Source organism: Caballeronia sp. BCC1704 (assembly GCF_902833455.1).
Taxonomy (GTDB): domain Bacteria; phylum Pseudomonadota; class Gammaproteobacteria; order Burkholderiales; family Burkholderiaceae; genus Caballeronia.
Genome location: NZ_CADFFT010000004.1, coordinates 443,974 through 457,281, shown reverse-complemented (window position 1 = coordinate 457,281; position 13,308 = coordinate 443,974). Strand labels below are relative to the sequence as shown.

Sequence of the window (13,308 nt, the reverse complement as noted above, 5' to 3'; positions counted from 1 at the left end):
GAATCAACCGCTGATGCCGGCTGCAGACATGCCACTTCTCACCATCATCACGCCCTGTTACAAGACCGTCGCCTACTATCTGGAGCGTCTCGCGACTTCGCTGTGGCCGGTGCAGTCGGACGTGCAGTGGATCGTCGTCAACGACTCGCCGGAGGACACGGCCATCGATGCGTTCGCGCAACGCATGGCGTCGTGCTTCGAGCACTTCGAATACGTTCGCCATGACCGCAATCGCGGAATCTTCGCGGCTTATACATCCGCGCTCGTTGCCGCCAGCGCACCGTATGCGGCGATTCTGGATCACGATGACGAAGTCGATCTCATACCGCTCGTGCAATTCCTGAAGCGTCATCGCGACGAATACGATCTCGTCTTCACCGACGAAACCAAGTTCTCGGCCGAGACGCGAGAGCGTTACTGGAAGCCGGAATTCGACGGCCTCAGCGCGATGCATTACTTCTACATGCATCACATCACCTGTTTCCGCACGAGCATCTGCAAGGAGATGATCCTCGCGGAGCCCGACGCAGAGGCCCGCTATCGCAGCTGTTTCGACATCTGGCTTGCGTTCGGCTACCAGCGGCGCTTTGCCGACAGGGCGCTCAAGCATGCGCATCTGCCGTATGCGGCGTACGGATGGCGAATTCATCCCGCGAGCACTGCGATGAACCTGGGGCAAAAGCCCAAGGCGGAAGCCGAGCGGCTGGAAATCGCGGCCAGGCTCTACGAGCCGCTCGATGCCGGCGCGGCCATCTCGGTCGATCCCGTCGCGCGATATGTCGTGCGTTACGAGCATGCCCTTTCGTCGTCCGAGTCGCAGGGCGAACTTGCCGCACTCCTGTCTGCGCATTTCGATGCCGGATTCGCCGCGCCCGATGGCCGGCGTGTCGATGTGGCCTCGTCTGTCGATCCGGGCTTGCTGAATCTGCTCGCACGCGTCCCCGTCGGATTGCTCGCCTGGCATGCCGGCGAACGCTGTCTCGTTCTGCCGCGAACGGCTGTCCCTGAGACAAGCGAACTGGGAAGGCAAGTTGCGCGACATGTTCGCGACGTACCGTTCGTGGCGCCGGCAACGACGCTCGACGGCGCCGCGCTCGATGCCGTGTTTCTCCGGCGGCCGGCTGTTCTCGTGCGCAAAGACTCGGGATTTGCGCTGGATCGCTCCCGACTGAACGTCCTTGTTGTCTGACCCGATGTACCCAACCATGACTTCATATTCGCCACTCGTCACCGTTGTCCTGCCCGTCTACAACGGCCAGCGTTTTCTCCGGGACACGCTCGAGTCAATCAGCGCGCAGCAGCGGGAGGACGTCGAAGTCGTTATCGTGGATGACGGCTCGTCGGACGACAGCTGGGACATCATCAGCCAATGGAGCAGTGCGCAACCGTTTCATGTGCGCACCGTTCGCAAGCCGACGAACTACGGCGTCTGCGCCGCGCTGATCGACGCCACATCCGTCGCGCGCGGGCGTTACATTGCACAGATCGGGCACGACGACGTATGGCTGCCCGGCCATCTCTCCGGACTGGTCGACGCACTCGAACGCCATCCGGATGCCTCCGCGGCATTCGCGGATATCGCGTACATCAACGCGGAAGGCATGCCCGCCAATGTCACGATCTTCAATCACGCGCTGCTTCGGTCGAATACGCACGCCGAGCTGTTCGCGGCGTTGCTGAGCGGCAACTTTCTTTGTGCGCCCGCTTCGATGTTCAGGCGCGACCGTTTCAGGCAATCGTTCTGGGGTGTGTCGAACGAGCGTCTGCAGGACTTCGAATTATGGCTGAATCTTCTGTTCGAAGGCCGATTCGTCAGTTCGGAAGCGTCGACCTGTCTATACCGCGTGCATGCGAACAACCTGAGCAGCGGATCGGCCATGCGCCGCCAGAGCGAGTACGAACTGCTCGCCACGCTTACACGCGTGCTGTTGAGCGAGCGTTTCGGCCGCTTCTACCGGTCCATTGAGCTTCCCGATGAGCGGCTTGCATTCGTCGACAGTGCGCACGCTCGCTTGATCAATGTCACGGAATACGCACCTGCCATCCGGTCGCTGCACTCGATGCTGCTGGAAAATCTCGTAGCGCTCGAAGACGTGTGGCCGGCGCGCATCAACGCCTTGCGGGCCGAGCTCGCATTGCGGCTTGGCATGTATCGGAAATACCTGGCGATTTCCAAGACATATCCCGCCCATTATGCCGACTCGCTTCCGCATATTCCTTACCTGGTGCCCGTTCACGACAAGGTTGGGAGCCCTTACGCCGCGCTGGTCGAGGCGGGCGTCTTTCGCGACGGAAGGGGCGTGGACGTGGCGGGGTCGGGCACGGTCTATTTCTTCGCCTGTCCGGAGCACGAAGTAGAGGCACACATGAAGTACCCGTCTTTCGCTGAAGCCGTGGCGCGGCGCCGCCTGATCGTCTTCGGCGCGGAGGCGACGCAGCCGGTGCAGAGCGGCTTCGCGCTCGGGTCCAATGCCCGCGTCGATCATGGACTGATCGACAAGATCTTCCGCTTTTTCGAGGAGGATCATGGCTCGTTCCAGGTGCATTCGGAGTGGCGCGGCGCTGCTGCGCCGCTGCAAAAAACCATGTTGCGCCGGTTGTATCATCGTACCGGCGGTTTCGTTCCCGAACGATATCGGCCCGCCGTCGCGGCCGGGGTGCGCAGGCTTCTGCGCCGCCGCTAACGTTTTCTCAATTGCTGACAGCTCGACATGAACCCAAAAACAGTGCTGGTCACGGCCGCCGGAACCGCGACGGCCGTCAACGTCATCAAGAGCCTGAGTGCGCTCGAGGGCGTGCGTATCGTGACCACTGATTCGAACCCTGCACAATTGATCGCGGCGCCCACACGCTGGCAGACGACTCACTATCAGGTGCCCCTCGCCTCGGACGTCGAAGCGTTCGTCGATGCGCTCAGCCGCATCGCGAAGCAGGAAAGCGTCGATGCGATCTACCCGATTCACGATCAGGAGATTCTGGCCGTCGCGCAATTTCGCTCGCGTTTCAACGACACGGTGAAGACGCCGGCATTGACCGCCGCCGCAGTCCAGGAGTGCAACGACAAATGGAAGAATTTCCAGAAATGCCGTGCGTCCGGGTTACCCGTACCCGACACCCTGCTCGGAAGCGAGCTCACCGCGCAAAACTTTGCCGCGCCGATGGTGCGCAAGCCCCGCCGGGGTGTGGGCAGCGCGGGCGTGCGAGTCGTGAACGCGTATGACGAGCTTCGTCCGGACGATCTGACCGAGGACGTCGTCTTCCAGTCTGTTTGCATCAAACCCGAATATACGATTGACGTCCTCGCCCTTGACGACTACTTTGGCGCCGTGGTGCGGGACCGGCTCGAAACCAAGGCTGGCGTCTGCGTGAAGGCGCGCGTGTTCTTCGACGCGGAGTTGCAAGCCCTGAGTCAGCGGGTGGCGGCTGCGTTCGGCTTGCGCGGGATGTTCTGCTTCCAGGTCATGACCGACCCGGCTGGCGGATACCGCATCGTCGACATCAATCCACGGTGTGGCGGCGGCACCGCGCTCACGGACGCGTGCGGCTATCCGATCTATGCAACGTATTTCAGTGATCTGCTCGGCTTGCCAATAGCCGCCGCACTGAAAGACCAGTGCCGGCAACGCACGGAGCAAGGCGGTTCCGCGCTGGTATGCCGCTATTATCAGGAAGTCGTGACCTTCGAATCGGCGGATACCACGCCATGACGGACCGATCGCATCTACCGCTGATCGGCTTCGATCTCGACGGGACATTGATCACCTGCCGCGCCAAGCAGTTGTCCGCTCTGCGCGAGGCGCTGCGCGCCTGCGAGTTAGAATACGCGTCGGACGACGCCTTCTGGCAACTCAAGCGCGACGGCGCGACGACCGTCGATGCGCTCGTCGCCACGGGGCTCGATGAGCAAGAAGCGGGCGCTGTTTCGAAAGCGTGGGTCGAATGTGTCGAAACATGGCCGCACATGCAATGCGATGCCGTCTTCGATGACGCGATTCAGTTGCTCGAGAGGTTAAGGCCGAAGTCGCGGCTGTTTCTGCTGTCGGCGCGCCGGGACCCGGATCTGTTTCATCGACAGATCGCCGCCCTGGGGCTTGCGCGGCTGTTCGACATCATCGAAGTGGTGAAGTCGGGCAAGGACGCAGCGCAAAGGAAAGCTGTGAGACTTCGCTCTCACGGTGCGGTCTGTTACGTGGGCGATACTGAAAGCGACATGGAGGCCGCGCAGCAGGCGGGCTGTCCGATGTACGTCGTATCCACCGGACAGCGCAGCCGGTCCTTTCTGGAGCGGGCCGCAGCCCGCAGTCAAGCCGCCATGCCAATATTCGATGACCTGGCTGGCGCTATATATGAGGTGGAACGTGAGTTTTTCAGTTGAAGAGTGTCGGTTCATCGAGCTTCCCCAATTCGCGGACCGTCGCGGGAACCTCTCATTCGTTCAGGAGGGCGATGTTCCGTTCGACTTCCGACGGCTCTATTACTTGTACGACGTTCCATTTGGCGTGGAACGCGCCGGCCATGCGCACAAGAATCTTCATCAGTTGTTCTTCGCATTCGCTGGTTCGTACGAACTGCATCTGGACGATGGCGTGAACACGCGGACCGTGGTTATCAACCAGCCGAATCGCCCGTTCTATGTCTGCCCTCATATCTGGCGCGTGGTGAACAACTTCACCTCCGGCGCGGTCTGCGCGGTGCTGGCGAGCGAGACGTACTCCGAGTCCGACTATCTTCGAACCTATGACGGTTTCCTCGACTTCTTGCGGGAAATCGGCAAGCCTATCAAAAGTGACCTCGCATGAATGTGCCCTTTCTCGAGCTCTCGCGGCTCAACGCGCGCTATAAGCAGACTTTCTTCGAACAACTCGACGGCTTTTACGACGCCGGCTCGCTGATCGGCGGGAAGCATCTCGCCGATTTCGAGAGCGCCTTTGCGCAATACTGCGGCACCCGGCACTGCGTGGGCGTGGGCAACGGCCTCGACGCGCTCACGCTGTCGTTGCGCGCACTGGAGATCGGTGAGGGCGACGAGGTGATCGTCCCGGCCCAGACTTTCGTTGCCACGTGGCTGGCGGTCACGCAGGTCGGCGCGACGAACGTCCCGGTGGACGTCGAACCGCGTAGCGCGAATCTCGATGCTTCGCTGGTCGAAGCCGCTATTACGCCGCGGACGAAAGCGATCATCGCCGTGCATTTGTACGGCGCGACGGCAAACGTCGCGCAACTGAAGGAAATCTGCGCGCGCCATAAGCTGTATCTGATCGAAGACGCGGCTCAGGCGCACGGCGATGTGCGCGATGGCAAGAAGGCGGGCGCGCATGGAGACATTGCCGCGTTCAGCTTCTATCCGTCCAAGAACCTGGGCGCGCTGGGCGACGCCGGCGCGGTCGTGACGAACTCCGATCGGCTGGCCGCGAAGGTCCGGGAACTGGGTAACTACGGTAGCGCCGTCAAGTACTACCACGAGTCGCTGGGTACGAACTCGCGGCTGGATCCGCTACACGCCATGTTCCTGTCGATCAAGCTGAAGCATCTCGATGAAATCATCGAGCAGCGTCGTCGGATCGCCTCCCGTTACGACAAGGTGGTCGCCATGACGCCGGGCGACGGTCCCGTGTATCGACTGCTCGATCCCGCGCAAGCCTGCGTGTGGCACAACTACGTCCTCGTCTGCGAGGACCGCGAGTCCGTTCAGAAGCGCCTTCAGGAAGCAGGCGTCGGCACGAGCATCCACTATCCGGTGATACCGGCGGCGCAGCAGTGCTATGAATCGGAAGGGTTGGACCCGAACGCGACGCCCGTTGCAAAACGCTTGAGCGAAGCCGTGCTTAGCCTGCCCATGGGCGAATACATGACCGATGCGGAAATCGATCACGTATGCCAGGCGCTTTCGGCGTTGCGCAAGTAGCGAGCGTCGCTGCTCATGCGCTCTGCGCATGAGCAGGTCTTTAAAGGGACAGTCACGGATTCGCCGGCGTCAACGTGACGGCGGGCGGGCGAAAAAATCGCACGAGCGCATCGGTGAGCCCGGTAAGCAGTCTGCCGGCGGTGAAGGCCAGAAACACAATGATCATGTAGAGGAAATAGACCTCGACGTGCGACAAAGCCATGTTCATGAATCTGACGAGCAGCTCGCCGATGATATTGTGATGCACGAGAAACGCCGCGAACGAGTACGTGCTGACGAAGGACACGACTTGCAGCAAGCGGCCCTCGGGCTTCATTGTCTGGCCGATATACGCCAAAACCACGAACGCCGCGATACCGGTGTCCAGAGCGACATAAATGTGCGGTATCGGCAGGCTCCAGATAAGCGGAATGCACAATGCCGCAAGCGCGAGCGTGGCGACCGGCCAGCGCAACCGCGGAGCATACTGAACGAATAGCATGCCGAAGACGAACTCCGGCAGGCGCGCCAGCGGATTATGGACGACGTCGATCTCGAATAATTTGGCGTAGTTCAATGTCACCACGGCATAAATCGCGGCAACGGCCAGGACCAGAACGAGAGGTCGCCGAAGCGCCATCCACCGTAGCACGGGAAAGGCGACATACAGAACGAGAATGAAGCCGATGAACCATTCTCCGAGCAAATAATAGTTGGGAATGCGATAGTAAAGAAAACCATCCATCCCGATAAGCGTGAGAATGAACTTCCAGTGCGACGAATCTCCGCGCACATGACCATGAAGCACGAAAAGGATGGCCGCCGTTAGCAAGAATCCCGTCCAATATAGAGGGAATATGGCGAGAAAGCGTTTTCGCGCATAGACACGCAGGTCAAGGGTGTTTCCGGAACTCATCATCAGGGCGGCCCCCGAGATGATGATGAAAAGTGTGATGCCCAGTGAGCCGATGTTTTCGCTGTGGAAGGTCTGCTTGAAGATTTCGGCCGCCTTTATGCCGTGCGCTCCAATCTGCTGGTTGAAGTGAAACGTGATGATAAGCAGAACGGAAATCGCCCTGATGAGGTCGATGTAGAAAATGCGCTCGCGGCTTTTTGGTTTCATGTTGGTCTGGTGGTGCTGGCAGTCAGGGCGTTTGCCAGAATAAACAGCAAATCCAAGACGCATCATGTCCGCGGGCGAGGCGGACGTGTGCAGTCGGCGCCACATATTGCCGCAAGCGCAACACTAGAGGCAAGTGCGGCATGGCGAATCGCCTGGCTGCTGTCCGGCCGGCCTCTCATGCCGCGCGATTCGGTCTCCTGCCATTGGGAGTGGGCAGCAAGCAGCGAATAACGTCCCAAGCCTCTTCGGTCAGTAACTAGCCCGCTGGGCGGTGAAGTGGCAAAATTCGGTCACGTCGCGTTGTAGCCGACGGTTTCAGCTCGCCCTTACAATACGCTTGGCTCGCCTTCGATTCCGCAAGTCGTCCTTCCAGTGCCTGAAGGCATCGCTTAGGAAGAACGCAACGCGCACCGCCAGGCAGACCGCATCTCGGATCGCGGAGCCGAATGGCGCCGGGGCGCGACACACGGGAGCGCGTGTTCGCCGCGGCTCCGGTGCAATGCAACGAAGCATGTAAAGACGAGGCCGGATTGAACAGCACCACTTCCCGCGACACAGAACTATCCGACACCGGCGCGTTGCAGCTTTCGCTAGTGGTGCCCGCGTACAACGAGGCCGAGGCCATTGCCTCGTTCCTGGCTCGCATCGACGAAGTGTTCGGCTCGGTGCCCGCAATCGAGCTGGAGATCGTGTTCGTCAACGACGGAAGTACTGACGACACGCTTGGCGAATTGATGCGTCATCAGGCGTTGGACGCGCGCGTGAGGATCGTGGATCTGAGCCGCAACTTCGGCAAGGAGGCGGCCTTGACCGCTGGACTAGAGGCGGCTCGCGGACAGGTGGTCGTTCCGATCGATGCAGACCTGCAGGATCCGCCCGAACTGATCCTTGAAATGATCGCGGTCTGGCGGCAGGGCTACGAGGTGGTGCTCGCGCGCCGGGTAAATCGCAACGCGGATACATGGGCCAAACGCGCGTCGGCTGCGTGCTTCTACCGGATCCACAATCGAATTGCCGATCTGGTCATACCCGAGAACGTCGGGGATTTCCGGTTGATGGATCGCGTGGTGGTCGACGCAGTCAAGCAATTGCCGGAGTCCCGCCGCTTCATGAAGGGTCTGTTCGCCTGGATCGGATTTCGGACCGCCTTCGTCGACTACGAACGGCACAGGCGCGTCGCGGGCCGGACTAAATTCAACGGCTGGCGACTGTGGAACCTTGCGCTGGAAGGCCTCACGAGCTTCAGTACCGACCCGCTTCGCATCTGGACCTATGTGGGCTGCCTGGTATCGCTGGTGTCGTTCATCTTTGCGATCTTTATTGCTGTAAGAGTCATCGTCCGTGGAATTGACGTTCCGGGTTATGCGTCGCTGATGGTCGCCGTCACGTTTTTGGGTGGCCTGCAACTCATCGGGATTGGCGTCATTGGCGAATATCTCGGACGGACATATCTGGAATCGAAACGGCGTCCAGTATTCCTGGTGCGGAAAATCTACGAGCCGAAGGGCTGAATCATGGATGTCAAGGAAACCGAGATACTCGGCGACGATATCGACCGTCACTGGTATTACGCCTCGAAGGCGAAGGCAATGCGCGCCATGCTGGGAACGCAGGTTGTGTCGAGCATTCTCGACGTGGGTGCGGGTTCTGGCTACTTCTCGGGAAAACTGCTCGAAACCACGGAAGCGCGGGAAGCCTGGTGCGTCGATATCGGTTACCCGAACGATTCCGATGCGTTCCGGGCGGGCAAGCCGGTTCATTACCGCAGATCGATCGCATCGAGCAATGCGGATCTCGTCCTGCTCATGGACGTCCTCGAGCATGTGGACGACGATGTAGCGTTGCTCGCGGAATACGTGCGAAAGGTGCCGGCGGGAGCGCGCTTTCTGATAACTGTTCCTGCCTTCCAGTTCCTCTGGAGTGCGCACGACGATTTTCTCGAACACAGGCGCCGTTATGTATTGCCTCAACTGGAGCATGTAGTCCGCGAGGCGGGATTGCATGTCGACCGTGGCGGATACTTTTTCGGTGGCGTGTTTCCGATTGCGGCTGGCATGCGACTCTCGCAGCGATATCGCGCTGGCGAAGCGCCGGCGCAGTCGCAATTGAAGCGCCATCACTGGCTCGTCAATAGAGTGCTCGCTTCCATCTGCGATGCAGAGTTGCCGTTCATGCGGTGGAATCGCATCGCTGGGCTGTCGATCTTCTGCATGGCCACAAAGAAACCATGACCGGGCGATCACTCAAGCAACAGCGATCGCCGGGCCTTGTAGTGCTGATCCGCGAGGCGCTCATCGCGGGGCGCTTCGCGCTCGTCGGTTGCGCCGCGACGCTCGTGCACATGGCAATTGCCGGGACGCTGGTCGGGCAGTTGCGCGTGCCAGCGCTTTTCGGCAACACCTGCGCTTTTCTCTGCGCATTCGTTCTTTCCTTTTGCGGCCACTACTTCTGGACGTTCAGCCAGCCCGGACAGCCGAAAAGGGCGCTGTTGCGGTTCTTGACCGTGTCGTTGACCACCTTTCTGATCAACACGGCACTCCTCGCGTCTGTTCTTCGTAATACGTCCCTTTCGGCGGTTGCGGCGACGCTCGGCTCGGCTGTCATCATCCCGGTGATTTCTCTGGTGGCAAGCCGGTTATGGTGCTTCAGAGACGACTAGAACAATATGCACCGAGCGTCTCTGCCAAAGCGGCCGTAGTCCATAACAACGGAAAACCCATGTCTTCACTCGTTGCAGCGCAGAGGCGCGGCATTTCGCTTGATCTGTCGGAAGCCATCGTCGGCGCTTGCTTGCTCTGTGGCCTGACGTTCATCGCACAATGGAAATACGGCTTCGGTTGGTCGGACGAGGGACTACTCTGGTACGCCTCGCAGCGGACTGCATTGGGCGAAGTGCCACTGCGCGACTTCTTCAGCTACGATCCCGGCCGATATTACTGGACCAGCGCAATATTCCGTTTGACAGGGCATGACGGTCTTTTCACGTTGCTCGCGTCCTGCGCCGCGTTCGGCGCCGTCGGACTTGCGGCGATATGGTTCGTCCTATGCCGTGCTCGCATGCGGGGCGGCTTGCGAATAGCATGTGCGGTGCTAATCGCTCTGGCGCTCGGCTATCCACGGCACAAGGTCTTCGAGCAAACGGCATCGCTCGTCTTGGTTGCGATGCTGTTCTTCGTGCTGCTTAGACCGAGGGCGGCAATGCGTTGGTCTGCTCTCGGCATCGCGACAGGGCTGGCGGCTATTCTGGGGCGCAACCACGGTGTGTTCTACGTTATCGCTGCTGTTTTCTGTATGGGCTTCTCGGCGTTCAGCGAGAAAAGGTTGCCCGGGATCAAGATCATCGCCGCCTACGCAGGCGGCGTCGTGCTCGGCTATTTGCCTCTGCTCTTGGCGATTCTGGCGGTGCCTGGGTTTCGCGATGCTTTTATGACGTCCGTGCTGTTCACCAAAGACTGGCAATTGGCCTTGCCCATCCCGTTTCCATGGCGGCTGGAGCTTCGACATCTGCCTCTCGTGGATGCATTGCAGGCGGAGTCGATCGGTATTGCGTGCCTGGTCTTCCCCGCCATCTACTGTTTCGGGATCGCGTCTGCTGCGTGGGCCGAGCGCAAGCAACAAGAGCGCGATCCGTCGATGGTCTTGTTGCTCGCGTCATCGCTTGCCGGCATTCCTTATCTTCAGCAAGCATTCGATCGCGCAGACTTCGGGCATATCGCACAGGCAACACTCCCCGTCTTTCCCGCAGCGTTTGCGGCCGCCAATTTCTATTGGTCCAACGCAAGACTGAGGAGCGTCGTTTCGGGAGCCGTCGTGGCCTTCGCTGTCTTGTGCGTGATCGCCTGGTTGCCGAGCGAGCCGGCAGTCGCGTACCGGCGAATGATGGCCGAGGCCCCCGATGCCGTCGAGTGGGTGCCGATCAGCGGGAAGCAGTTCGCAGTGCCCAAATACGAGGCGGACGTCCTTCGAGCGGTACGCAAAACCGTGCAGTCGTGCAATATAAAAAGCGACGAGTTTATGACCGCGCCGCATTTTGCCGGTATCTATGCGTACCTGAACGCGAAGGCGCCGTTCTGGGAGTTATATTATCTGTACCCTCGGTCGCCCGAATTTCAGCGCAGGCATATCGCGGCGATGTCGAGAACGCGGCTTATTTTGCTGGCTCCGGACGCGACCGTGGACGGTCTCGAGCGGCTTAAGCTGCAAAACACGTATGGCTTGCTCATGCGGGACATCGCGCAGCGGTTCACAGAGCTTCAGATACCGGGGCTACCGCAAGGCATGAAAATGGTCGGCTTGAACGGGGCGCTTCATTGCCAATAGAGATCGCATGAAGAGGCGTTAATCGCCGCCGCATTCGACGGATCAAGCAGCACAGGGCCGGCTCCATGGTCATGCGCTTACCGTCGAGAAAACTTCCACATGTGCGTCGCCTGATCAGTGCAGCCGCCAGAACCGCTTCGAGAATGCAGTCCAAAACAAGCACGGGCGTGAATCCCGACATCACTTCGCTAACCGTTTCGCTCGTGGTCTATCGGCCGAATGCGCAACTTCTGGAGCGCACCCTCAGTACATTGAACGCTGCGGCGCAAGGGCTGGGCGCGAAGTCGTCCGGCGATGGCATGCAGCTTTATCTCGTGGATAACGGCGGACTGGAGCGTACGCCGGGTTGCGTGATGCCGAAAGCCACCGTCATCCAAGGCCAAGGCAACGTCGGCTACGGCCGCGGCCACAATCTCGCCATCGAGCGCGCATCGAGCCGTTACCACTTGATCCTGAACCCCGACATCGAACTGGACGCCGACGCGCTCACTCACGCGCTGACTTTCATGGATGCGCATCCAGAAGTCGGGCTCCTCTCACCGCTGATCCTGGAAGAAGACGGCAGTCAACAATTTCTTTGCCGCCGCTATCCCACGGTTCTGGACCTTTTCATTCGGGGCTTCCTCCCGCGCAGCATGAGAAAACCGTTCGAAGCGAGGCTCGCAAGATACGACATGCGCGACGTCATCGGGACCAAGGACATCGTCTGGGACCCGCCCATCGTCAGCGGCTGCTTCATGCTCTTTCGCACCGAAGTCCTGAAAAAGCTCGGCGGCTTCGATCCGCGCTATTTCCTCTATTTCGAAGACTACGACTTGAGCCTGCGCACGCACGACGTCGCGCGCGTGGCCTACGTGCCGTCCGTGCGCGTGCTGCATCACGGCGGCGACGCGGCCGGCAAGGGCTGGACGCATATCAAGCTCTTCATCGCGTCGGCGTACAAGTTCTTCAGCCGCTTTGGGTGGAAATGGCTATGACCGGGCGCATTGCCGTCACGGGCGCCAACGGCTTCGTCGGCCGCGCGGTCACGCGGGCGCTGATCGACGCGGGCAGGGAACCGCTTGGCATTGTTCGTCAGGGAGCGGGGCCGCATACCGTTCAAATCGAATCGCTCGATGCCATCACGCCCGCCGTCTTCGAAGGCTGCGATTCGGTGATTCACCTCGCGGCGCGCGTGCATGTCATGCGCGACGCCGCCGCCGATCCGCTCGCCGCGTTCCGCGTGGTCAATGTCGACGGCGCGCTTCAGACCGCCGACGCCGCCCGTCGCGCCGGCGCGACGCGCTTCGTCTTCGTGAGCAGCATCAAGGCGCTCGCGGAGTTCGACCACGGCGAGCCGCTGAAGGAAACAGACGAGCGTCGTCCGCCGGACGCGTATGGCGTCTCCAAAGCGGAAGCCGAAGTCAGGCTCCAGGAGTTCGGCGCGCGCACCAGGCTCGAAATCGTGATTGCGCGTCCGCCGCTCGTCTACGGGCCGGAGGTGCGCGCCAACTTTCTCGCGCTGATGCGGGCCATTGCGAAGGGCATGCCGCTGCCCATCGGCGCGGTGACGGCGCAAAGAAGTCTCGTCTATGTCGATAACCTCGCGAGTGCGCTCGTCGAATGCGCGACGAACCCGCGCGCGGCCGGCCAGATCTTCCACGTGACCGACGGCGAAGACCCCCGCGTCGCCGAACTCGCGCGCCGGCTCGGGCATCATCTGAAGCGTCCGGCGCGTCTTCTGCCCGTGCCGGTCGGGCTGTTGCAAGCGGCGGGGCGGCTCACCGGCAAGACGGCGCAGATCGAGCGGCTCACCGGCAGCTTGCGTGTGGATTCGGCGCATGTCCGCGATGTGCTAGGCTGGCGCCCCTCGTACTCGCTGGAGGCGGGTCTCGCGGCCACCGCCGCGTGGTTTCTCCAGCAAAGTGCGGCAGAAGGACGCTAGTTCCCGCCGGGTCGCGGCGAGTTAACGTCCCGTAACAACCGATAAGTGCCGGTAACA

13 protein-coding genes are annotated in these 13,308 nt (G+C 60.8%); 12 read left to right on the top strand and 1 reads right to left on the bottom strand.

The genetic code is table 11. The features are described 5' to 3' along the window. The first annotated feature begins 28 nt into the window (after window positions 1-28). From HWX53_RS21870 to HWX53_RS21845, 6 genes are read left to right on the top strand one after another with little or no spacing between them, the layout of a single operon-like run. Entirely contained in the window at window positions 29-1,189 is a 1,161-nt protein-coding gene (locus tag HWX53_RS21870; protein ID WP_175944762.1) for a glycosyltransferase, read from the top strand. 16 nt (window positions 1,190-1,205) lie between these two features. Continuing rightward, window positions 1,206-2,684, top strand: a complete 1,479-nt coding sequence (locus HWX53_RS21865; protein ID WP_175944760.1) for a glycosyltransferase — start codon at window positions 1,206-1,208, stop codon at window positions 2,682-2,684. A gap of 42 nt (window positions 2,685-2,726) precedes the next feature. Continuing rightward, entirely contained in the window at window positions 2,727-3,707 is a 981-nt protein-coding gene (locus tag HWX53_RS21860) for an ATP-grasp domain-containing protein (RefSeq protein WP_175944759.1), read from the top strand. Next, window positions 3,704-4,375, top strand: coding sequence for an HAD family hydrolase (locus HWX53_RS21855; protein ID WP_175944757.1), 672 nt, complete (start codon window positions 3,704-3,706; stop codon window positions 4,373-4,375). The genes HWX53_RS21860 and HWX53_RS21855 overlap by 4 nt, the downstream gene beginning before the upstream one ends. Next, window positions 4,347-4,799, top strand: coding sequence for an FdtA/QdtA family cupin domain-containing protein (locus tag HWX53_RS21850; protein WP_175944755.1), 453 nt, complete (start codon window positions 4,347-4,349; stop codon window positions 4,797-4,799). Before HWX53_RS21855 ends, HWX53_RS21850 begins: the two co-directional genes overlap by 29 nt. Continuing rightward, window positions 4,796-5,905, top strand: a complete 1,110-nt coding sequence (locus HWX53_RS21845) for a DegT/DnrJ/EryC1/StrS family aminotransferase (protein WP_175944753.1) — start codon at window positions 4,796-4,798, stop codon at window positions 5,903-5,905. The genes HWX53_RS21850 and HWX53_RS21845 overlap by 4 nt, the downstream gene beginning before the upstream one ends. Before the next feature lie 52 nt (window positions 5,906-5,957). Here HWX53_RS21845 and HWX53_RS21840 read toward each other — a convergent pair whose 3' ends face one another. Further along, on the bottom strand, window positions 5,958-7,007 hold the full coding sequence (locus HWX53_RS21840) for an acyltransferase (RefSeq protein ID WP_175944751.1): 1,050 nt from the start codon (window positions 7,005-7,007) through the stop codon (window positions 5,958-5,960). Window positions 7,008-7,537: 530 nt separating this feature from the next. On the opposite strand from HWX53_RS21840, the gene HWX53_RS21835 reads away from it, so the two are divergent. From HWX53_RS21835 to HWX53_RS21810, 6 genes are all read left to right on the top strand, one after another. Beyond that, window positions 7,538-8,518: a glycosyltransferase family 2 protein gene (locus HWX53_RS21835; RefSeq protein WP_241269799.1), complete on the top strand. Its 981-nt coding sequence runs from the start codon at window positions 7,538-7,540 to the stop codon at window positions 8,516-8,518. Between the two features lie 3 nt (window positions 8,519-8,521). Further along, the gene (locus tag HWX53_RS21830; RefSeq protein ID WP_175944749.1) at window positions 8,522-9,238 is read left to right on the top strand and encodes a methyltransferase domain-containing protein; all 717 of its coding nucleotides are present in this window, start codon (window positions 8,522-8,524) and stop codon (window positions 9,236-9,238) included. After that, complete coding sequence (locus HWX53_RS21825; RefSeq protein ID WP_175944748.1) at window positions 9,235-9,666, top strand: GtrA family protein; 432 nt, start codon at window positions 9,235-9,237, stop codon at window positions 9,664-9,666. Before HWX53_RS21830 ends, HWX53_RS21825 begins: the two co-directional genes overlap by 4 nt. A gap of 59 nt (window positions 9,667-9,725) precedes the next feature. Next, window positions 9,726-11,327 carry a hypothetical protein gene (locus HWX53_RS21820; protein ID WP_175944747.1) on the top strand — a complete coding sequence of 534 codons (1,602 nt, stop codon included), beginning with the start codon at window positions 9,726-9,728 and terminating at the stop codon, window positions 11,325-11,327. 143 nt (window positions 11,328-11,470) lie between these two features. After that, a complete protein-coding gene (locus tag HWX53_RS21815; protein WP_175944746.1) occupies window positions 11,471-12,304 on the top strand; it encodes a glycosyltransferase family 2 protein in 834 nt (277 codons plus the stop codon). Beyond that, complete coding sequence (locus HWX53_RS21810; RefSeq protein ID WP_175944745.1) at window positions 12,301-13,251, top strand: SDR family oxidoreductase; 951 nt, start codon at window positions 12,301-12,303, stop codon at window positions 13,249-13,251. Before HWX53_RS21815 ends, HWX53_RS21810 begins: the two co-directional genes overlap by 4 nt. Window positions 13,252-13,308 lie beyond the last annotated feature (57 nt).